General features: G+C 67.1%; 18 protein-coding genes and 1 other RNA gene. 8 read left to right on the forward strand and 11 right to left on the reverse strand.

All coding sequences use genetic code 11. The annotated features are described in order from the left end of the window. Positions 1-126: 126 nt before the first annotated feature. From cmk to gyrA, 7 genes are all read right to left on the reverse strand, one after another. Complete coding sequence (gene cmk, locus LGN10_RS05050; RefSeq protein WP_059574065.1) at positions 127-813, reverse strand: (d)CMP kinase; 687 nt, start codon at positions 811-813, stop codon at positions 127-129. Between the two features lie 13 nt (positions 814-826). Beyond that, the gene (aroA, locus tag LGN10_RS05055; RefSeq protein ID WP_059638209.1) at positions 827-2,131 is read right to left on the reverse strand and encodes a 3-phosphoshikimate 1-carboxyvinyltransferase; all 1,305 of its coding nucleotides are present in this window, start codon (positions 2,129-2,131) and stop codon (positions 827-829) included. 13 nt (positions 2,132-2,144) lie between these two features. Next, positions 2,145-3,071, reverse strand: a complete 927-nt coding sequence (locus LGN10_RS05060; protein WP_124657635.1) for a prephenate dehydrogenase — start codon at positions 3,069-3,071, stop codon at positions 2,145-2,147. A gap of 186 nt (positions 3,072-3,257) precedes the next feature. Then, positions 3,258-4,340, reverse strand: coding sequence for a prephenate dehydratase (gene pheA / locus LGN10_RS05065; RefSeq protein WP_226222033.1), 1,083 nt, complete (start codon positions 4,338-4,340; stop codon positions 3,258-3,260). Between the two features lie 33 nt (positions 4,341-4,373). Continuing rightward, positions 4,374-5,456, reverse strand: a complete 1,083-nt coding sequence (gene serC / locus LGN10_RS05070) for a 3-phosphoserine/phosphohydroxythreonine transaminase (protein ID WP_059574068.1) — start codon at positions 5,454-5,456, stop codon at positions 4,374-4,376. Between the two features lie 155 nt (positions 5,457-5,611). Next, on the reverse strand, positions 5,612-6,211 hold the full coding sequence (locus LGN10_RS05075; RefSeq protein ID WP_006486966.1) for a DUF2059 domain-containing protein: 600 nt from the start codon (positions 6,209-6,211) through the stop codon (positions 5,612-5,614). 83 nt (positions 6,212-6,294) lie between these two features. Next, complete coding sequence (gene gyrA / locus LGN10_RS05080; protein ID WP_226222035.1) at positions 6,295-8,898, reverse strand: DNA gyrase subunit A; 2,604 nt, start codon at positions 8,896-8,898, stop codon at positions 6,295-6,297. A 537-nt stretch (positions 8,899-9,435) separates the two neighbouring features. Between gyrA and ompA the strand changes: the two genes are divergently transcribed. The 4 genes from ompA (at position 9,436) to ssrA (ending at position 12,069) form a co-directional block, all read left to right on the forward strand. After that, positions 9,436-10,104, forward strand: coding sequence for an outer membrane protein OmpA (gene ompA / locus LGN10_RS05085; RefSeq protein ID WP_059574070.1), 669 nt, complete (start codon positions 9,436-9,438; stop codon positions 10,102-10,104). Positions 10,105-10,256: 152 nt separating this feature from the next. Next, the gene (ubiG, locus tag LGN10_RS05090) at positions 10,257-10,955 is read left to right on the forward strand and encodes a bifunctional 2-polyprenyl-6-hydroxyphenol methylase/3-demethylubiquinol 3-O-methyltransferase UbiG (protein WP_023475819.1); all 699 of its coding nucleotides are present in this window, start codon (positions 10,257-10,259) and stop codon (positions 10,953-10,955) included. Between the two features lie 13 nt (positions 10,956-10,968). Then, complete coding sequence (gene gph, locus LGN10_RS05095; RefSeq protein ID WP_226222037.1) at positions 10,969-11,682, forward strand: phosphoglycolate phosphatase; 714 nt, start codon at positions 10,969-10,971, stop codon at positions 11,680-11,682. 17 nt (positions 11,683-11,699) lie between these two features. After that, positions 11,700-12,069: a transfer-messenger RNA gene (gene ssrA, locus LGN10_RS05100) on the forward strand. Between the two features lie 259 nt (positions 12,070-12,328). Here ssrA and LGN10_RS05105 read toward each other — a convergent pair. The 3 genes from LGN10_RS05105 to LGN10_RS05115 form a co-directional block, all read right to left on the reverse strand. Continuing rightward, on the reverse strand, positions 12,329-12,682 hold the full coding sequence (locus tag LGN10_RS05105; protein WP_099316180.1) for a DUF4148 domain-containing protein: 354 nt from the start codon (positions 12,680-12,682) through the stop codon (positions 12,329-12,331). A 353-nt stretch (positions 12,683-13,035) separates the two neighbouring features. Beyond that, on the reverse strand, positions 13,036-13,305 hold the full coding sequence (locus tag LGN10_RS05110) for a hypothetical protein (protein ID WP_059574073.1): 270 nt from the start codon (positions 13,303-13,305) through the stop codon (positions 13,036-13,038). A gap of 101 nt (positions 13,306-13,406) precedes the next feature. Then, positions 13,407-14,513 carry a substrate-binding domain-containing protein gene (locus LGN10_RS05115; protein ID WP_226222039.1) on the reverse strand — a complete coding sequence of 369 codons (1,107 nt, stop codon included), beginning with the start codon at positions 14,511-14,513 and terminating at the stop codon, positions 13,407-13,409. Between the two features lie 131 nt (positions 14,514-14,644). On the opposite strand from LGN10_RS05115, the gene LGN10_RS05120 reads away from it, so the two are divergent. From LGN10_RS05120 to LGN10_RS05135, 4 genes are read left to right on the forward strand one after another with little or no spacing between them, the layout of a single operon-like run. Continuing rightward, positions 14,645-15,145, forward strand: coding sequence for an NAD(P)H-dependent oxidoreductase subunit E (locus LGN10_RS05120; RefSeq protein WP_226222041.1), 501 nt, complete (start codon positions 14,645-14,647; stop codon positions 15,143-15,145). Then, positions 15,142-16,719 carry a formate dehydrogenase beta subunit gene (locus LGN10_RS05125; RefSeq protein ID WP_124859533.1) on the forward strand — a complete coding sequence of 526 codons (1,578 nt, stop codon included), beginning with the start codon at positions 15,142-15,144 and terminating at the stop codon, positions 16,717-16,719. Before LGN10_RS05120 ends, LGN10_RS05125 begins: the two co-directional genes overlap by 4 nt. Positions 16,720-16,736: 17 nt before the next feature. Next, positions 16,737-19,688, forward strand: a complete 2,952-nt coding sequence (fdhF, locus tag LGN10_RS05130; RefSeq protein WP_226222043.1) for a formate dehydrogenase subunit alpha — start codon at positions 16,737-16,739, stop codon at positions 19,686-19,688. A 7-nt stretch (positions 19,689-19,695) separates the two neighbouring features. After that, positions 19,696-19,947 (forward strand): formate dehydrogenase subunit delta, encoded by a 252-nt coding sequence (locus LGN10_RS05135; RefSeq protein WP_059574078.1) that lies wholly within the window; start codon positions 19,696-19,698, stop codon positions 19,945-19,947. 8 nt (positions 19,948-19,955) lie between these two features. Here the strand turns inward: LGN10_RS05135 and LGN10_RS05140 are convergent, their stop codons facing one another. Then, on the reverse strand, positions 19,956-21,602 hold the full coding sequence (locus LGN10_RS05140; RefSeq protein WP_226222045.1) for an FAD-dependent monooxygenase: 1,647 nt from the start codon (positions 21,600-21,602) through the stop codon (positions 19,956-19,958). Positions 21,603-21,706: the final 104 nt, after the last annotated feature.

Consider the following 21,706-nt stretch of genomic DNA (forward strand, 5'->3'; position numbering starts at 1 on the left):
ATGGCTCGCTGTGCCACGCCGGCCGGAATGGCAGGCTGAAAGGGCCAGATCGAGGACCACACGGGGTTAAGGGTTCGAAACACGCTCCGCGCTTGCGACGCGAAGCACCTACCGCTGCCTGCCTTCTCAGGCCGGCTGGCCGAGTGCCCGGTACCACTGCAGCACTTGGTCGACGGCTTCATCGACCGAAAGTGCCGACGTATCGAGCAGCTTGGCATCTGCCGCAGGCTTCAGCGGCGCGGCCGCGCGATTGCTGTCGCGCGCGTCACGTTCACGAAGATCCCGGAGCAAGTCATCTATATTAGCAGAAAAACCTTTTTGCATCAATTGCTTATGCCGCCTGGTCGCGCGTGCCTCGGCGCTGGCCGTCAGGAACACCTTCAGCACGGCGTCCGGGAAGATCACGGTGCCCATGTCGCGCCCGTCCGCCACGAGGCCCGGCGTCTTGCGGAACGCGCGCTGGCGCGCGACGAGCGCGGTGCGCACGGGCCCGTGCACGGCGATGGCCGACGCGCGGTTGCCGACCGCTTCGGCGCGGATGTCGTTCGACACGTCGACGCCGTCGAGCTGCGCGCAACCTTCACGGAACGTGATGTGCAGGTCGTCGATCAGCTTCACCAGCGCGTCGACGTCTTCCGCGGCGATGCCGTAGCGCACGCTCGCGAGCGCCGCGAGCCGGTACAGCGCGCCGCTGTCGAGCAGGTGAAAACCCAGGTGCGCGGCGACGAGCGCCGCGACGGTGCCCTTGCCGGAAGCGGTCGGGCCGTCGATCGTGATGACGGGAGTCGGGTGAAAGGGTCGGGTGGATTTCATCGGAACAGTCGGGTCAGGCCTTGGCGAGCGCGGCGAAGCGGTCGAAATAGTCGGGGAACGTCTTGCCGACGCACTTCGGATCGTTGATCCGCACGGGCACGCCGCCCAGGCTGACGAGCGAGAAGCACATCGCCATCCGGTGATCGTCGTACGTATCGATCGCCGCATTCGGCGTGAGCTTTTCCGGCGGCGTGACGACGAGATAGTCGGGGCCTTCCTCGACGATCGCGCCGACCTTGCGCAGCTCGGTCGCCATCGCGGCGATGCGGTCCGTCTCCTTCACGCGCCAGCTCGCGATGTTGCGCAACGTGCTCGTGCCGTTCGCGAACAGCGCCGCGACCGCGATGGTCATCGCCGCGTCGGGAATCAGGTTGAAGTCCATGTCGATCGGCTCGAGCTTGCCGTGATCGTGGCCGATGCCGCGCACGTCGATCCAGTCGTCGCCCATCGTCACGTTCGCGCCCATCTGCATCAGCGCGTTCGCGAAACCGACGTCGCCCTGGATACTCGCGCGCCCCACGCCCTCGACCCGCAACGGGCCGCCGCCCAACGCGCCGGCCGCGAGAAAGTACGACGCGGACGACGCGTCGCCCTCGACCATGATCCGCCCCGGCGAGCGGTAGCGGACGCCGGCCGGCACGACGAAGCGCTGCCAGCCGTCGCGCTCGACGGTCACGCCGAAACGCGCCATGAGCCGGATCGTGATGTCGATGTACGGCTTCGAGATCAGCTCGCCGTCGACTTCGACGACGGTCCTGCCCTCCTTCGCCTTCACGAGCGGCAGCGTCATCAGCAGCGCAGTGAGGAACTGGCTCGACACGTCGCCGCGCACGCGGATCGGCGCGTCGACCGAGATCGTCGCCGGCTTGATCCGCAGCGGCGGGTAGCCGTCGTTGAGCTCGTAGTCGATCTGCGCGCCGATCTGGCGCAAGCCGTCGACGAGATCGCCGATCGGCCGCTCGTGCATGCGCGGCACGCCGTGCACGCGGTAGTCGCCGCCGTTCACCGCGAGCGCGGCGGTCAGCGGCCGAACGGCCGTGCCCGCGTTGCCGAGGAACAGGTCGGCCGTCTTCGCGGTGAACGCGCCGCGCGTGCCGGTGACGACACAGGTGTCGCCGTCGCGCGCGAGCTTCACGCCGAGCTTGCCGAGCGCGTCGAGCATCACGCGCGTGTCGTCGGAGTCGAGCAGGTTGGTGATCGTCGTTTCGCCTTCGGCGAGCGCCGCGAGCAGCAGCACGCGGTTCGAAATGCTCTTCGAGCCGGGCAGGCGCACGGTGCCCGATGCGCTGGAGTATGGGCCGAGATCGAGATAGTCCATGGGAATCGTCCTGTTATTTCTTGACCGGTTCGGCAGCCGGCGTGCCGCCGCGTTCCTGCCATGCCTTGCGTGCGGCGCGCGAGCGCGTGAATACGGCTTCGAGCGCCGCGCCGTCGCCGGCGTCGATCGCCGCGCGCAACCGCGTGAGCACGCGCGTATAGCCGTCGAGCTCGTCGAGCAGCGCCGCGCGATTCGCGACGCACACGTCGCGCCACATTTCCGGGTTCGACGCCGCGATGCGCGTGAAATCGCGGAAACCGCCGGCCGCGTACGAGAATTTCAGTTCCGCGTCGGCTTCGCCGAGAATCTGCTCGACGAGCGCGAACGACAGCACGTGCGGCAGATGGCTGATCGACGCAAATACGCGATCATGCTGCTCGGTGCTCATCGTGCGCACGTCGGCGCCGGTCGCGCGCCACATCGCATCGATCCGCGCCACGGCTTCGGGCGCGTTCTCCGGCAACGGGCAAAGCACGACGTTGCGGCCGACGTAGAGATCCGGCAACGCGGCCTCGACACCGCTCGATTCGCGCCCCGCGATCGGATGACCCGGCACGAACTGCGCGATGCGCGCGCCGAGCGCTTCGCGCGCCGCCGCGACGACATCGGACTTGGTGCTGCCCGCATCGGTGACGATCGTCGCGCGGTCGAGCCACGGCGCGATGCGCGCGAGCAACGGGCCCGTCTGCGCGACGGGCGCGGCCAGCAGGACGAGATCGGCGCCGGCCAGCGCGTCGCGCAATTGCGCGTCGTCGTCGAGCGCCGCCGCACGGTCGATCACGCCGAGCGACAGCGCGCGCTCGACCGACGCGTGCGAACGGCCCACGCCGACGATCTCGCCCGCGCTGCCCGGCGCGCGCTCGCGCAACGCGCGCGCGAGCGACCCGCCGATCAGGCCGACGCCGAAGATGACCAGTTTGTTGAATGCAAAGCCTGACACGACAAGAGCCAAGTTACGCGCGCGAAACGACGCCCCGCACGCGGAATTCCAGATTCCGGGCAACGGGCCCGCACCCGGCGCAATCTGCACCGGATACTGCCCGAGCCCGCCTTCGGCAGCGCCGACCGGCCTGCCCTGCCCGCCCGGCCACCACGCCTGCGCAAGCAGGCGCCGGGCCGCAGCGCGTCACCGTGCGCGCGGATACGAGCCGAGTATCTTCAGGAACGCGGCCTTCTGACCGAGTTCCGCGAGCGCGGCCGCCACCGCCGCATCGTCGCGGCGCCCTTCGATGTCGATGTAGAAGTAGTACTCCCACGTGCCGACGCGGGCCGGACGCGATTCGAAGCGCGTCATCGACACGCCGTGCCGCGCGAGCGGCTCGAGCAGCTTGAACACGGCGCCCGGCTCGTTCTTCACCGACACGATCAGCGACGTCTGGTCGTGACCGCTTTGGCCGGCCGGCTGCTTGCCGACGATCACGAAGCGCGTGCGGTTGTGTGGGTCGTCCTGGATCAGCGAGAACGCGATCTGCAAACCGTAGTGCGCGGCCGCGCGGTCGCCCGCGATCGCGGCGACGGTCGGATCGGCCGCTGCGAGGCGCGCGGCCTCCGCGTTGCTCGCCACGGCTTGCCGCTCGAGCTGCGGCGCATTCGCCGCGAGCCACTGCTGGCATTGCGCGAGCGCCTGCGCATGTGCGCAGACACGTTTCACGCCGTCGAGCGTGCCGCTCTGCGTGAGCAGGTTGTGATGGATGGGCAGCGCGAGCTCGCCGCTGATCACCAGCTGGGTCTGCAGCAGCAGGTCGAGCGTGCGCGAGACGGCGCCTTCGGTCGAATTCTCGACCGGCGCGATGCCGAATGCGGACGCACCGGCCTCGACCGAGCGGAACACCTCGTCGATCGACGGGCACGGCAGCCCTTCGATCGACTGGCCGAAATACTCGAGCATCGCCTGCTCGCTATACGTGCCGACCGGCCCGAGGAACGCGACGTGGATCGTCTGCTCGAGCGCGCGGCTCGCCGCCATGATCTCGCGCCAGATGGCGCTGATGTGCTCGCTCGCGAGCGGCCCGGCGCTCATGTCCTGCAGCCGCGCGATCACCTGCAGCTCACGCTCCGGCCGGAACACCGGCGCGTTGAAATGCTTCTTGACCTCGCCCACCTCGAGGGCCACCGCGGCGCGCTGGTTCAGGAGCGCGATCAGCTGCGCGTCGATCGCGTCGATGCGGTCGCGCAGCGGTTTCAGGCGGGAATTCAGTTCGTCGTCCATGCGTTTTGCCGTGCTGTTTGAACAGCGCCGCCGTCAGGCGCCGCGCCGCTCGAAGTCCTTCATGTACTCGACGAGCGCCTTCACGCCCTCGAGCGGCACCGCGTTGTAGATCGACGCCCGCATGCCGCCGACGGACTTGTGGCCCTTCAGCTGCAGCAGCCCGCGCGCCTTTGCGCCGGCAAGGAAGTCTTCGTTGCGCGATTCGTCGGCCAGGAAAAACGGCACGTTCATGCGCGAACGTGCTGCCGGCTCGACCTTGTTCAGATAGAAACTGCTCGCGTCGATCGTGTCGTAGAGCAGCTTCGCCTTTTCGGTGTTGCGGGCCTCGATCGCTTCGAGGCCGCCCTGCCGCTTCAGCCACTGGAACACGAGGCCCGCGATGTAGATCGCGTAGGTGGGCGGCGTGTTGTACAGCGAGTTGTTCGCGGCGATGGTCTTCCATTCGAACGCGGACGGACAGATCGACAGCGCGCGATCGAGCAGATCCTCGCGCACGATCACGACCGTCACGCCGGCCATCCCGATGTTCTTCTGCGCGCCGCCGAACAGCACGCCGTATTTCGCGACGTCCATCGGGCGCGACAGGATGTGCGACGAGACATCCGCGACCAGCGGCACGTCGCCGAGATCGGGAATCTCGAACGTCTCGACGCCGTCGATCGTCTCGTTGGTGCACAGATGCACGTAGGCCGGATCGTCGGACAACTGCCATTCGGCCCGCGCGGGCGCACGCGTGAAGCCGTCCTCCGTCTTGCCGGTCGCGGCCAGATGCGGCGTGCAGAACTTCTTCGCCTCGCCGAACGATTTCTGCGACCACGAACCCGTCACGACGAAGTCGGCCGTCTTGCGCGAGCCGAGCAGGTTCATCGGCACGATCGCGTTTTCCGCGATGCCGCCGCCCTGCAGGAACAGGATCCGGTGGCTCGCCGGCACGCCGAGCAGGTCGCGCAGATCGGTCAGCGCGGCCTCGTGGATCGACATGAATTCCTTGCCGCGATGGCTCATCTCCATCACGCTCATGCCGCTGCCGTGCCAGTCGAGCATTTCGTCGGCGGCTTGCCGCAGCACTTCCTCGGGCATCGCCGCCGGGCCGGCGGAGAAATTAAAGACGCGCATCGTGAAAACCTCGGGAAGGACGCGACCGGCTTGCCGCCGGCAAAACGCGCCAGAAAAGAAATGGCCGTTTGCGCTCGCGCGCAAACGGCCATTATCGCACTGTCGTCAGGCTCCCGCCAAACCCGGCCGAACGGCCGGGGGCGCGCCCGGACGGCTTACTTGCCCGGCTTGACTGCTGCGACTTCCTTGTCAGCCTGCGTACGCGTTGCCTGGATCGCTTGCGGCATGTACTTCTGCATCAGGCCGTTGACCACGTCGCGACCGACCTGATCCTGAACCTGGATGAACTTGCGGCCCGTCGGGCTCTTGTAGAACGTCGTCAGATCCTTGATCTCCGACGTGCTGTAGTACTTCGCGTACGCGTCGTACTGCGCCGACATCGCATCGCTCTGGAACTGCTGCGTGCCGAACACCTTGCCTGCGCCGTCGACCAGCTTCGGCACCGCGTTCTTCTGCAGCGTCGGAACGGCAGCCTGCTTCTGCTTGTCGTTCAGCGTCTTGTTTTCCGACAGCGCGTCCGACAGGATGGCCGGTACGAGCTGCTTCGCCTGCATTTCGGCGCTGTTGCCGATTGCCGACACGAGCTTCGGCGCGTCGATCGCGTCGAGCAGATCCTTGATCGCAGCCTTCTTGTCGGCGTCGATCGGCGCAGCTGCCGCCGGAGCAGCCGGTGCGGAATTCGACAGCGCCTGCGCCATCGCGAACGTCGGCACCAGTGCAGCCAGCAGAACCAGTTGCTTGAATTGCTTTTGCATCATCACTCCCTTTTGGAAATATGAATGGTTGCTCGCCGGCCGCGGCGCTTTTCGCCCGCGGCGGCCAGAGTCTCATCCGTTCTTCAGGCTTCGCCGTCCGACGCCTCGTCGGCTTCGCCCTCTCCCTCTTCGGCCTCCGCGATCTGCTGCAGGCCAGAGAGCTTGGTACCCTCATCGAGACTGATGAGTGTAACACCTTGCGTGGCGCGCCCCATCTCGCGTATCTCGGAAACACGGGTGCGAATCAACACGCCGGCCGTCGTGATCAGCATGATCTGATCCTCGGCGTCGACGAGCGTCGCGGCCACGACCTTGCCGTTGCGCTCGGACGTCTGGATCGCGATCATACCCTTCGTGCCGCGGCCATGGCGCGTGTACTCGGTGATCGGCGTGCGCTTGCCGTAGCCGTTTTCGGTCGCGGTGAGCACGGTCTGCTCCTCGCTGCCGGCAACCAGCATCGCGATGACCTGCTGCCCGTCCTCGAGCTGCATGCCGCGCACGCCGCGCGCCTCGCGCCCCATCGGACGCACGTCGTTCTCGTCGAAACGCACGGCCTTGCCGGCGTCGGAGAACAGCATCACGTCGTGCGCGCCGTCGGTGATCGACGCACCGATCAGGTAGTCGCCGTCGTCGAGGCCGACCGCGATGATGCCCTTCTTCATCGGGCGGCTGAATGCCTCGAGCGGCGTCTTCTTCACGGTGCCGAGCGACGTCGCCATGAAGATGAACTTGTCGGCCGAGAATTCCTTGACCGGCAGCACGACGTTGATCTTCTCACCTTCCTGCAGCGGGAACATGTTGACGATCGGACGGCCGCGCGAGTTGCGCGAGCCCTGCGGCACTTCATAGACCTTGACCCAGTACACGCGGCCGCGGTTCGAGAAGCACAGGATGTAATCGTGCGTGTTCGCGATGAACAGCGTCTCGATCCAGTCGTCTTCCTTCATCTGCGTCGCCTGCTTGCCGCGACCGCCGCGCTTCTGCGCGCGGTACTCGGACAGCGGCTGCGACTTCACGTAGCCCGCGTGCGACATCGTGACGACCATGTCCTGCGGCGTGATCAGATCCTCGGTGTTCAGCTCGGTCGCGTTCAGCTCGATCCTCGAGCGGCGCGCGTCGCCGAATTCGGCCTTCACCGAGGTCAGCTCGTCGCCGATCATCGTCGTGATCCGCTCGGGGCGCGCGAGGATGTCCAGCAGGTCGGCGATCTGCGCCATCACGTCGCGGTACTCGCCGATGATCTTGTCCTGCTCGAGGCCGGTCAGGCGCTGCAGACGCATCTGCAGGATTTCCTGCGCCTGCGTGTCGGACAGGCGGTACAGCCCGTCGCCCTGCATCCCGAACGCCGGGTTCAGGCCTTCCGGACGGTACGCGGAACGGCCGCCGGCCGCCGCGTTCTCGCTCTCGGCGCGCGTCAGCATCTCGCGCACGAGCGACGAATCCCACGGCTTCGCCATCAGCTCCTGCTTCGCGATCGGCGGCGTCGGCGCGGCCTTGATGATCGCGATGAATTCGTCGATGTTCGCAAGCGCGACCGCGAGACCTTCGAGCACGTGGCCGCGTTCGCGGGCCTTGCGCAGTTCGTAGATCGTGCGGCGCGTCAGCACTTCGCGCCGGTGCGACAGGAAGCACTGCAGGATTTCCTTCAGGTTCAGCAGCTTCGGCTGGCCGTCGACGAGCGCGACCATGTTCATGCCGAACGTGTCCTGCAGCTGCGTCGCCTTGTACAGGTTGTTCAGCACCACTTCGGGCACTTCGCCGCGCTTGAGCTCGATCACGACGCGCATGCCGCTCTTGTCGGACTCGTCGCGGATGTCGGAGATGCCCTCGAGCTTCTTCTCGTTGACGAGCTCGGCGATCCGCTCGAGCAGCGAGCGCTTGTTCACCTGGTACGGCAGCTCGTCGACGATGATCGCCATCCGCTGGCCGCGGTCGATCTCCTCGAAGTGCGTGGCCGCGCGCATCACGACGCGGCCGCGCCCGGTGCGGTAGCCGTCGCGCACGCCGGCGACGCCGTAGATGATGCCGGCCGTCGGGAAGTCCGGCGCCGGGATGATCTCGATCAGCTCGTCGATCGTCGCGTCCGGGTTGCCCAGCAGGTGCTGGCACGCGTCGACGACTTCGTTCAGGTTGTGCGGCGGGATGTTGGTCGCCATGCCGACCGCGATGCCCGACGAGCCGTTGATCAGCAGGTTCGGGATGCGCGACGGCAGGACCGACGGCTGCATTTCGTTGCCGTCGTAGTTCGGCTCGAAATCGACCGTTTCCTTGTCGATGTCGGCGAGCAGCTCGTGACCGATCTTCGCCATGCGAATTTCGGTGTAGCGCATCGCCGCGGCATTGTCGCCGTCGATCGAGCCGAAGTTGCCCTGCCCGTCGATCAGCATGTAGCGCAGCGAGAAATCCTGCGCCATCCGCACGATCGTGCCGTAGACCGCGGTATCGCCGTGAGGGTGGTATTTACCGATCACGTCACCGACGATACGCGCCGACTTCTTGTACGCGCGGTTCCAGTCGTTGTTCAGTTCGTGCATCGCGAACAGCACGCGCCGATGCACGGGCTTCAGGCCATCGCGGACATCCGGGAGGGCACGTCCGACGATCACGCTCATCGCGTAATCGAGATACGAACGGCGCATTTCCTCCTCTAGGGAGGTGGGCAGGGTCTCTTTGGCGAATTGATCCATGTATCCGTATCGTTTCGGAGCGAAGACGGCGAACGCCTTTCGCGTGGGCGCTGCATGCGCAACGCAACGCGAGATTCTAACATGCGCCCATCAGCCGCCAATTCGCCTCCCCCTCTATATATAGATAGCGAAAATCGCGGCGGCGGCAAGCCGGACGCAACCGCGCGCCCGGCTCGGACCCGACATCGCGGACGACTGCGCGGCGCGCGTTTCGTGCGCACGCGTAAACAACCGCACGCCGGCGCGCAACCTCACGCGCGCTCTTGACAATTTCTAAAAGTTGCGGCAGGCCGGTGTTGCGCATGCACCACAAAGTTGAAGCGATCTTGGGGTGGGGAGGATTTTTTTTTCGTAGGAAGGGAACGATATGGCAAAATGCCAACGCACTGAAAGTTAGACGCTGCTCGAAGTCTACCTACAAGGAGCGGCGCCGCATTTTTGTGCCGCACCAATGTTATACTTCGAGCAATGTATGACTTGTCACCGTCAACAGGCTCGCAGTAAACCTGCGGTAATCTCAATTTCGAGAGGAGAAATATGAATAAACTTTCAAAGCTCGCGTTCATTGCAGCTACCGCAGTTATGGCTGCATCCGCTTCGGCACAATCGGTGCCGGCGTCGCGTCAGGCCGTCAATGACAACTGGGTGAACGGCACGGGCGAATGGGTGTGGATGAACGGCACGAACGAGCTCTGCTGGCGCGATGCGTTCTGGACGCCGGCCACCGCCAACGCCAAGTGCGATGGCGCACTGGTCGCCCAGGCACCGCAGCCGCCGGTCGCTCCGGTCGCTCCGGTCATCTCGAGCCAGAAGATCACGTATCAAGCCGACGCACTGTTCGACTTCGACAAGGCAACGCTGAAGCCGCTGGGCAAGCAGAAGCTGGACGAACTGGCTTCGAAGATCCAAGGCATGAACACGGAAGTGGTCGTTGCAACGGGCTACACGGACCGCATCGGTTCGGACAAGTACAACGACCGCCTGTCGCTGCGCCGTGCTCAAGCCGTGAAGTCGTACCTGGTCAGCAAGGGTGTGCCGGCCAACAAGATCTACACGGAAGGCAAGGGCAAGCGCAACCCGGTTACGACTGGCTGCAACCAGAAGAACCGCAAGCAACTCATCGCCTGCCTCGCACCGGACCGCCGCGTGGAAGTCGAAGTGGTTGGTACGCAGCAAGTGGAAAAGACGACCGTTCCGGCAAACTAAGCCGCGGCTCTCGACTGCTTCAAAGCCCCGCTCCGGCGGGGCTTTTTCATTGACGCCCGTCCAGGCGCTCGCTGGCCTCGTCGTTCGCCCGCTTATATACTCGGGGCTGACGCACCGAAGCACCGCCCTCCTCTCGTAGCCCGTTTGCCGACATGACCAACGCCGATCCGCACGAACTCCAGAAATTCAGCGACCTCGCCCATCGGTGGTGGGATCCGAATGCCGAATTCAAACCGCTGCACGACCTGAACCCGGTCCGGCTCGGCTGGATCGATGCCCATGCGCATCTGGCCGGCAAGCGCGCGCTCGACATCGGCTGCGGCGGCGGCATCCTGTCCGAATCGATGGCCGGGCTCGGCGCCCAGGTGAAAGGCATCGATCTGTCGACCGAAGCGCTGGGCGTGGCCGACCTGCACAGCCTCGAAAGCGGCATTTCGGTCGAATACGAGGCGATCGCCGCCGAAGCGATCGCCGCGCGCGAACCCGGCACCTACGACGTCGTCACGTGCATGGAGATGCTCGAGCACGTGCCGTCGCCCGGCGATATCGTGGCCGCGTGCGCGACGCTCGTGAAGCCGGGCGGCTGGGTGTTCTTCTCGACGCTGAACCGCAACCTGAAGTCCTACCTGTTCGCCGTGATCGGCGCGGAGTACATCGCGCAAATGCTGCCGAAGGGCACGCACGACTACGCGCGCTTCATCCGCCCGTCGGAACTGGCCGGTTTCGTGCGCGCGACGGATCTGCACATCGTCGAGATCAAGGGCATCACGTATCACCCGATCGGCAAGCGCTTCGCGCTGTCGAACGACACCGACATCAACTACCTCGTCGCGTGCCGCCGCGGCGCGTGACCCTACGAACGGCATGACGACTCCCCTTTCGACCGCGCGGATCGCAGACGAACCGCGCCTGCTGCACTGCGATGCGGTCCTGTTCGACCTGGACGGCACGCTCGCCGACACAGCGCCCGATCTCGCGGCAGCCGTCAACAAGATGCAGCGCGCGCGCGGCCTGCCCGAAACGCCGCTCGACGTGTTGCGGCCGCTGGCGTCCGCCGGCGCGCGGGGCCTGTTGGGCGGCGCGTTCGGCATCGATCCGCACACGCCCGGCTACGAAGCGATGCGCGACGAGTTCCTGATCAATTACGCAACGGATATCTGCGTACATACCACGCTGTTTCCCGGCATCGGCGACGTGCTCGACGAACTCGATGCGCGCGGCGTGCGCTGGGGCATCGTCACGAACAAGGCGATGCGCTTCACGGCGCCGCTGGCCGACCTGCTCGGCCTGTCGTCGCGCGCGGCCTGCATCGTCGGGGGCGACACAACGCCGCACTCGAAGCCGCACCCGGCTCCGCTGCTGCATGCGGCAGCGCAGATGGCGCTCGCGCCCGAGCGCATCGTCTATGTCGGCGACGATCTTCGCGACATTCAGGCCGGAAGCGCCGCTGGCATGGCGACGGTCGCCGCCGCGTACGGCTACTGCGGCGACGGCGCGGCGCCGGCTGACTGGCAAGCGCAGCATCTCGTCGGTTCGACGCAGGAACTGCGGCACCTGCTGCGCGATGTTGGGCTATAATGGTTGATCTTATCCGCGGGGGCGACCTGGTTTCGACAGGGGTTGTGAAGCGGCTAGGGCATGTCGAGGACCCGTCACCTCGTTAATCAATGGGAAAATCGTAACTGCAAACGACGATACGTTCGCACTGGCAGCCTAAGGGCCGCCGTCCTCTGCCTAGTTCACTGACGGGCTAGTGTCGCAAGACCGGTAGCAATACCGCCAGAGGTCATTTACGTCAGTTAAGCCCTGTCGGCGTCGCGACGCCAGGGTCGAAAACTTAGCGAATCGCCGTAGTGCAGCGTGTTCGTCCGCGTCGCTGCGGTTAAATCAAAAGACCGAACTAAACATGTAGAACTAGTCGTGGAGCGCTTCTGGACGCGGGTTCGATTCCCGCCGCCTCCACCAAATTCCGTGCTCGTCGCACGAACCCCGCATGACGCCAGTCTGCGGGGTTTTTTGTTGCCGGCGACACGCACGCCGACTCCTTCCGAAAAAGCACCCAGCCCCGGACGGGCCGGGCGGAATGCCACCGGTGCTCCGGCGGCAGGAGGTGACGGATGTCCTGGCGCGGTCGCCCCATCAGCGATTGCGCCGCGCAGCGGCCGGCCCGCTGGTCAGGGTTTGGGCACAACTTGGGCCCCGACCGTGACCGGCGACGCGGGGCTCAACTGCCGCGATACAGCGACTTCATTTCGTCCGCGCTGGCCGGGCGCACGCCCATTGCGCGCGAACCCGACGCCGATGCGCCCTGTGCCTGCGCACCGTAGCCGCTGGCGTCGGCGCCTTGAGCTTGAGCCAGGGCGCTGCGCTGCTGCTCCGCGACACGCGCGGTTGCGGCCTGGATCGCTTCCGGATAATGCGGATCTTCGCCGCGGGCGGAGTTGTAACCGGCTTGCTGGAGTTGAACCAGTTCGGCGCGGACCTGCGCACGGGTGATCGTCGAGCCCGACTGGGCGAACGACGCAACCGGGGCAACGAGAGCGGCAGCAACGACAACGGCTTGAACGAGCGACTTCATGATGACCTACCTCCAGATTTGTCTGATTCGGCGGTGAACACTCTTGATCAGCGCCGACAAACCGAAGTTTATGTAGGTGGATGCTTAAGAATAAGGCAGGTTTCAGGAAGACATCCTTCCTGATTTACGGGTTAACCCTAGACCCCTGCCCGAAAGGTGATGCGGGCAAATCGCCGTTTCGTCTCCCGCGTTGCATGAAGGGCCGCGGAAAAGCACGAGCCCCGCAAAGCGCAGGCTTCGCGGGGCTCGAACAAAGCAGGATGGGGTGGAGCGCGGGTAGCAGGTCTGTCGGTTGATCGATCCGTGACGCAGAAGACAGCACCCCACTTGGGCACAGGCCAACTGCCTGCGCGCTACCGGGCATCCATCGGGCACTTCAGGTTGCAGCCGTTCGGGTCGCCCAGGTCGCCCTTGCGGCGCAACGCCGACTTCTTGCCGGTCTGGTATTTGTCCGACGGCGCCGATGCCGCGAACGGCATCTGCGGATGTTCGTTCAGTCGGAACTGTTCGCTCAGGATGCCGCCGGGCACGCCCGGGGAATTCTGCGCGAACGCAAACGGCGAAGCGACGACCAGCAACCCCGCGGTCAACGCTGCCGCGGCAAGGGGAACGGGAAATTTCATGGCGGGATGACGCCTGAACGGCGTGCTTGTTGGAACGTTGATCAAGCGGCAAGCGTAGCGCAAATCCCCCGCTGCTGCAGCGCGGTTCGATCGCGTCCTCGTTACCGGGAATTGCCGTCCGGCACGCTCGTGCCGTCGCCGCCGGCCAGCCCGGTCGCGATGCGCTCCAGCGCGCCGCACGCAGCCGGATCGTAGCCGTCGAGACGCGCGACGCGTTCGACGAAGCGTGCGTCGCGCAGCAGCGCCAGCACATCGGCGAGCGGCCGCACATCGAGCCGCGCGCGTTCGCATGCGAAGTAATAGTCTTCGTCGACGATCGGGATGAAGTCGAGCCCGAAGTGACGGGCGGCCGGCTCGACGCCGAAGCCGAGATCGGCCATGCCGCTCGCGACGAACGCCGCGATCGCCGAATGCGTGAGTTCGGCCGACGCATAGCCGTCGATGCGCTCCGGATCGATGCCGATCGAGCGCAGCGCGAGATCCAGCAGCATGCGCGTGCCCGACCCCGGCTGGCGGTTGACGAAGCGGATGTCGTCACGCGCGAGATCCGCCAGCCCGCGCACCTGCTTCGGGTTGCCGCGCGGCACGAACAGCCCCTGCTGGCGGCGTGTCAGGTGGATCAACACGTGGCGCGCGTCGTCGAGCCACGGCCGGTAGATCTGCGCGCACTGCGCGCGAAACGCGCCGCGCGGCAAATGGAAACCGGCGAGGTCGCATTCGCCGCGGGCGAGCGCCTGCACGGCCTCGACGCTCTCGCGATACTTGATGTCGACGGCCGCCTGCGCATCGACGAGCGCGGAAACGAGCGTCGCGACCGCATAACCGTGCGACGCATGGATGCGCACGGCGCCGTCGCGCTGCGCGAGCCGCCGGTTCAGGTCGCTGGCCACCTCGGCCGCCAGCGTGCGCAGGTTCCCGTCGAGGCGACTATGCGCCAGACGCTGCGCATCGACGACCGCCCGGCCGAGCGCCGACAACGTCGAACCCTTGCCGCGCGCGGTTTCGATCAATTCCCCGCCGATGCACGATTCCAGCGCGCGTAGCATGCCCCACGCGTGCCGGTACGACAGTCCCTTGGCTTGCGCGGCCTGCGCGATGCTGCCCGTATCGGCCACGAGTTCCAGCAGCGGAGCGACGTCCGACAGACTGGCCGACCGGCCTTCCGTGTCGCGTACGGTCAGATACGCGTCGCATTCGACCCGAATCAATTATGCACTCCGATTTCCTATTGCGACCGCGAAATCTTCCGCTTATCGTGGATGAAAATCAATCAGAACGAAGTCGCGATGCGCACTATATGAATTTCGAGCGCATATGAGGCTTTGGAGGAGCAAAACCGATGTCCCCGAATTCCCCTGCGCCCGACGTGCTCGTCGAGCGCCATGCGCGCGCCGGCCGCTCGCTCGTCGCGATCCTGCATGCGATCCAGGACGACGCGGGCTACGTGCCGGCGGGCTGCATCGCGCCGCTGGCCAAGGTGCTGAACCTGTCGCGCGCGGAAGTACATGGCGTCCTGACCTACTACCACCACTTCCGCACCGCGCCGCCCGCCCGCGTGACGATCCAGATGTGCCGCGCCGAAGCGTGCCGCAGCATGGGCTGCGAGGCGCTCGCCGCCCACGCGCAAGCCCGCACGGGCTGCCGGTTCGACGCCAAGCACGGCGATGCCGCCGCGGCCCGTACGCCCGACGACGTCGCGCTCGAGTCGGTCTACTGCCTCGGACTGTGCGCGCAATCGCCGTCGATGACGGTCAACGGGGTGCTCCACGCCAAGGTCACGCCGGAGAAGTTCGACGCGTTGCTGGCCGACGCGGTGGCCCACGCGCAGGAGGCGGCATGACGACCCGCATCTACGTTCCGCGCGATTCGTCCGCGCTGGCGCTCGGCGCCGACGCGCTCGCCGCCGCGATCTCGGCCGAGGCCGAACGGCGCGGGGTCGCCATCGAGGTGGTCCGCAACGGGTCACGCGGGCTGCTGTGGCTCGAACCGCTCGTCGAGGTCGGGACGGCCGCGGGCCGCGTCGGCTATGCCAACCTGTCGGCCGCCGACGTGCCCGCCCTGTTCGACGCCGGCTGGCTCGACGGCGGCGCGCACCCGAACGGCGTCGGCCTCGTCGACGCGCTGCCCTACCTCGCCCGCCAGCAGCGGCTCACGTTCGCACGGATCGGCCTGACCGATCCGCTGTCGATCGACGACTATCTGCAACACGAGGGGCTTGCCGGCCTGAAGAACGCGCTGGCGCTCGACGGCGACACCGCATGCGAAACGCTGATCGAGTCGGGGCTGCGCGGCCGCGGCGGCGCGGCGTTCCCGGCCGGCATCAAGTGGCGTACCGTGCGGCAGGCGCGCGCCGCGCAGAAATACATCGTCTGCAACGCGGACGAAGGCGATTCGGGCACGTTCTCCGACCGCCTGCTGATGGAATGCGACCCGTACTGCCTGATCGAAGGGATGATCATCGCGGGCGTCGCCACCGGCGCGACGGTCGGCTACATCTACGTGCGCAGCGAATACCCGCACGCGATCGCCACGCTCGAAGCGGCAATCGTCCGCGCGCGTGAAGCCGGCTGGCTCGGCGAGCACGTGCTCGGCTCCGCGCACGCGTTCGAGCTGCACGTCGCGAAAGGCGCGGGCTCGTACGTATGCGGCGAGGAAACGGCGCTGCTCGAATCGCTCGAGGGCAAGCGCGGCGTCGTGCGCGCGAAGCCGCCGCTGCCCGCGCTCGCCGGCCTGTTCGGCCAGCCGACGGTCATCAACAACGTGATCACGCTCGCGACGGCGCCCGTGATCTTCGCGCGCGGCGCCGCGTTCTATCGCGACTACGGGATGGGCCGCTCGCGCGGCACGCTGCCGTTCCAGCTCGCAGGCAACATCCGTCACGGCGGTCTCGTCGAGCTCGCGTTCGGCGTCACGCTGCGCGAACTGCTGTTCGACTTCGGCGGCGGCACGGCCAGCGGCCGGCCGGCACGCGCCGCGCAGGTCGGCGGCCCGCTCGGCACCTACCTGCCCGACCACCAGTGGGACGTGCCGCTCGACTACGAGGCGTACGCGGCGATCGGCGCGGTCGTCGGCCACGGCGGCATCGTGCTGCACGACGACACGTCGAATCTCGCCGAGCTGGCCGAGTATGCGATGAAGTTCTGCGCGATCGAATCGTGCGGCAAGTGCACGCCGTGCCGGATCGGCTCGACGCGCGGTGTCGAGACGATCGCGCGGATCCGCCACGGCGATACGTCGGAGCGGCAGGTCACGCTGTTGCGCGACCTGTGCGACACGATGCTGGCCGGTTCGCTATGCGCGATGGGCGGCATGACGCCGTACCCGGTGCTGTCCGCACTCGACCATTTCCCCGAAGATTTCGGGCTCGCTGCCGGCAAGGATGCCGCGTCGGGCCCGGTCAAGGCCGCGGCCTGACCCAGAAGGAGCCCTGCATGTCACTCGACACGAACAACGTCCGCCAAGGCGGCTGCGGCTCGGGCCAATGCGCGTGCAAGAGCGCGGCACAGGCGCGCGCCCGCGACCCGTTCGACGATACCGATTACGGCACGCCGCAACGGCATGCCGATACCGACGTCACGCTCGAAATCGACGGCCAGCCGGTCACGGTGCCGGCCGGCACGTCGGTGATGCGCGCGGCGATCGAAGCCGGCGTCAACGTCCCGAAGCTCTGCGCGACCGATTCGCTCGAACCGTTCGGCTCGTGCCGGCTGTGCCTCGTCGAGATCGAGGGCCGGCGCGGCTATCCGGCGTCGTGCACGACGCCCGCCGAAGCCGGCATGAAGGTGCGCACGCAGTCGGACCGGCTGCAGTCGCTGCGCCGCAACGTGATGGAGCTGTACATCTCCGACCACCCGCTCGACTGCCTCACCTGCCCGGCCAACGGCGACTGCGAGCTGCAGGACATGGCGGGCGTGGTCGGGCTGCGCGAGGTGCGTTACGGTTTCGACGGCGCGAATCACCTGAAGGACACGAAGGACGAGTCGAATCCGTACTTCACGTACGACCCGTCGAAGTGCATCGTCTGCAACCGCTGCGTGCGCGCGTGCGAGGAAACGCAGGGCACGTTCGCGCTGACGATCGCCGCGCGCGGCTTCGAATCGCGCGTCGCCGCGGGCGAAAGCGAATCGTTCATGGCGTCGGAATGCGTGTCGTGCGGCGCGTGCGTCGCCGCCTGCCCGACGGCCACGCTGCAGGAAAAATCCGTCGTGCAACTGGGGCAGGCCGAACACTCGGTCGTCACGACCTGCGCGTATTGCGGCGTCGGCTGCTCGTTCAAGGCCGAGATGAAGGGCACGCAAGTCGTGCGCATGACGCCGCACAAGAACGGTCTCGCGAACGAAGGCCACGCGTGCGTGAAGGGACGCTTCGCGTGGGGCTATGCGACGCACAAGGACCGCATCACGAAGCCGATGATCCGCGAGAAGATCACCGACCCGTGGCGCGAAGTGAGTTGGGAAGAGGCGCTCACGTACGCGGCGACGCAATTCCGCAAGCTGCAGCAGAAGTACGGCCGCGATTCGATCGGCGGCATCACGTCGTCGCGCTGCACGAACGAGGAAACCTATCTCGTGCAGAAACTCGTGCGCGCCGCATTCGGCAACAACAACGTCGATACCTGCGCACGCGTGTGCCACTCGCCGACCGGCTATGGCCTCAAGACGACGCTCGGCGAATCGGCCGGCACGCAGACGTTCGCCTCGGTCGGCCAGGCCGACGTGATCGTCGTGATGGGCGCGAACCCGACCGACGGCCATCCGGTGTTCGGCTCGCGGCTGAAGCGGCGCGTGCGCGAAGGCGCGAAGCTGATCGTGATCGATCCGCGCCGCATCGACGTCGTCGACGGCCCGCACGTGAAGGCCACGCACCACCTGCAGTTGCGCCCCGGCACCAACGTCGCGATCGTCAATGCGCTGGCGCACGTGATCGTCACCGAAGGGCTGGTGGCCGAGGCCTTCGTCGCCGAGCGCTGCGACACGCGCGCGTTCGAGCAATGGCGCGACTTCGTCGCGCAGCCCGACAATTCGCCCGAGGCGACCGCGGACGTCACCGGCGTGCCGGCCGAGCGGGTGCGCGAGGCCGCGCGCCTCTACGCGACGGGCGGCAACGCCGCGATCTATTACGGCCTGGGCGTGACGGAGCACGCGCAGGGCTCGACGACGGTGATGGGCATCGCGAACCTCGCGATGGCGACCGGCAACGTCGGCCGCGAAGGCGTCGGCGTCAATCCGCTGCGCGGCCAGAACAACGTGCAGGGTTCATGCGACATGGGCTCGTTCCCGCACGAGCTGCCCGGCTACCGGCACATCGGCGACGAGGTCGTGCGCACGCAGTTCGAGCAGGCGTGGTCGGCCACGCTGCAGCCGGAGCCGGGGCTGCGCATCCCGAACATGTTCGACGCGGCGCTCGACGGCAGCTTCAAGGGGCTCTACTGCCAGGGCGAGGACATCGTCCAGTCGGATCCGAACACGCAGCACGTGGCGGCCGCGCTGTCGGCGATGGAATGCATCGTCGTGCAGGACATCTTCCTGAACGAAACCGCGAAATACGCGCACGTGCTGCTGCCGGGCTCGACGTTCCTCGAGAAGGACGGCACGTTCACGAACGCGGAGCGCCGGATCTCGCGCGTGCGCAAGGTGATGCCGCCGCTCGCGGGCTATGCGGACTGGGAAGTCACGCTGCTGCTGTCGCAGGCGCTCGGCTACGACATGCACTACGCGCATCCGTCGGAAATCATGGACGAGATCGCGCGGCTCACGCCGACTTTCGCGGGGGTGTCGTACGAGAAACTCGACGCACTCGGCAGCATCCAGTGGCCGTGCAACGAACACGCGCCGGAAGGCACGCCGACGATGCACATCGACACGTTCGTGCGCGGCAAGGGCCGGTTCGTGATCACCAAGTTCATTCCGACGCCGGAGAAGGTCACGCAGCGCTATCCGCTGATCCTGACGACGGGCCGCATTCTGTCGCAATACAACGTGGGCGCGCAGACGCGCCGCACCGAAAACGTCCGGTGGCATGAAGAGGATCGCCTCGAGATCCATCCGCACGACGCACAGGATCGCGGGATCCGCACCGGCGACTGGGTCGGCATCGAGTCGCGCGCGGGGCAGACGGTGCTGCGCGCGCTCGTGACGGAGCGCATGCAGCCGGGCGTCGTGTACACCACGTTCCACTTCCCCGAATCGGGCGCGAACGTGATCACGACGGACAGCTCCGACTGGGCGACGAACTGCCCCGAATACAAGGTGACGGCCGTGCAGGTGTTGCCGGTTGCGCAACCGTCCGACTGGCAGCGTGCCTATGCGCGCTTCAACTCGGAGCAGCTCGACCTGCTCGAGCGCCGCGCGGCCGCGCCGGCCGCCGTGACGACAGGCAAGTGAGGCAGCAATGGACAACGACCACCTGATCGACATGGCCAACCAGATCGGCGCATTCTTCGAATCGATGCCCGATCGCGACGAAGCGCTGGCCGGCATCGCTGAGCATATCCGGCGCTTCTGGGAGCCGCGCATGCGCCGAGCGCTGCTCGCCGCGCTCGACGATCCGTCGAACGCGGCCGGGCAACGCGCGACGCCGATCGTGCGCGACGCGATCGCCGCGCACCGCGCGTCGCTCGTCCCCGCCGCGGCGCCCGCCTGACTGCGCGGCTACGCGGACACCGACATGCCCGCGAACCAGTTTTCGCAATGGCGCAGCAGCGCATTGGCGTCGGTCGCCGTGCGCCCGCGCGCGGCAACATAGCCGTCCGGCCGCAGCAGATAGAACGACGGCCGCGAGCGGCCGTATTCCTGCGCGAGCCCCGCCGCCCCGTCGCCTTCGGCATCGGCGACACGCCACACGCGCACCGCTTCCGGCATGATGCGTTCGAGCCCCTGCACGAGCCCCCGCGCATCGGCCGGGATCGGCGGCACCTCGCCGGCGTCGGTATCCACCGGCTCCTCCAGCAGCAACAGCGTGAAGCTCGCCGGATCGTGAAGATCGTATAGCCGCGCCGTGCCGGGCGCACGACCGAGCGGCCCGTCGAGCACGTGCACGAGCGCATCGGGCGCGCGCTCGCCCGCGCGCGGGCCGCCGTCGAGCACGCGCTCGAGCGTGAGCGGACTCTTCCGGTACTGCACGCCGAGCTCGCTCACCGTGCGCCGCAGCGCGTCGCGCATCGGCCCGAACGACGCCAGCAGCGGCACGACGTGATCGCGCAGCAGCTTCATCGCGCCGCGCTCGGCTTCGACGACCTGCGTGACGAAACCGGTCTGCCGCAGCACGTCGCGCTCGATCGGATGGCGCTCCGCGTGATACGTGTCGAGCAACCGCTCGGGTGCGCCTGCGCCAAGGACGCGCGCGAGCTTCCAGCCCAGGTTGAACGCCTCCTGGATGCCGGTGTTCATGCCCTGCGCGCCGGCCGGGCTGTGGACGTGCGCGGCGTCGCCCGCGAAGAACACGCGGCCATGACGCAGCCGGTCGACCATCCGGCTGTGCAGGTGGAAATAGGACGACCACGCGAGATCGCTCGGCGAGATCGAGGCGCCGACGCGCGCGCGGATGATCGCGTCGCATTCCTCGAGCGACGGCGCCGGCGCGCCGGGCGACGCGTCGCTGCCGGGCGGCCGGTCCGCGACGAGCCGGTAACGGCCGCTTCCCATCGGAAACAGGCCCGCGATACCTTCGGGCGTCGTGAACAGGCGGATCTCTTCGTCCGGCCACTCGGGTATCGCCGCGAAATCGGCCAGCAGGAAAGTCTGTTCGAATGCATGCCCGGCGAAGCCCAGGCCGAGCAGATGCCTGACCGTGCTGTGCGCGCCGTCGGCCGCGATCAGGTACGACGGCGCGAACGACTCGTCGTGACCATCTGCGCGGCGCAGCGTCACGTCGAGCGACGTGCCGCCCGCGTCGCACGCGGTCAGCGCGGTACCGCGCTCGACGGTCACGCCCATCCCGGCCAGATGCTCGGCGAGCAGCCGCTCGGTGATGCTCTGGTCGAGGAACATCAGATACGGATAGCGCGTTTGCAGCGGATCGAAATCGAGCCGCGCGATCACGCGGCCGTCGGCATGCAGCTCGGCCGCATGCGCGCGATGGCCGAGCGCGAGAAACGGCTCAACCGCGCGATGCTGCTCCAGCAGCTCGAGCGTGCGCGCCTGGATGCCGATCGCACGCGAAAACGGCGCGGGCGCGGCCAGGCGATCGATGATGCGCACCGGCACGCGGGCCCGCGCCAGGCTCATCGCCGCGGCAAGGCCGGTCGGCCCCGCGCCGACGATCAGCACGGGTGGGATATCGGACAGTGTGTCAGCCATGGAAACCTCGATGACACGCGACTCTGCAAGTCTACGCCGCTCCGCGTGACGGGGCCATATGCCGACCGGCCGATACGCGGCCCTACCCCGCGGTGTGGGAAAAT

The organism is Burkholderia sp. AU32262 (assembly GCF_020419985.1).
Lineage (GTDB): Bacteria > Pseudomonadota > Gammaproteobacteria > Burkholderiales > Burkholderiaceae > Burkholderia > Burkholderia semiarida.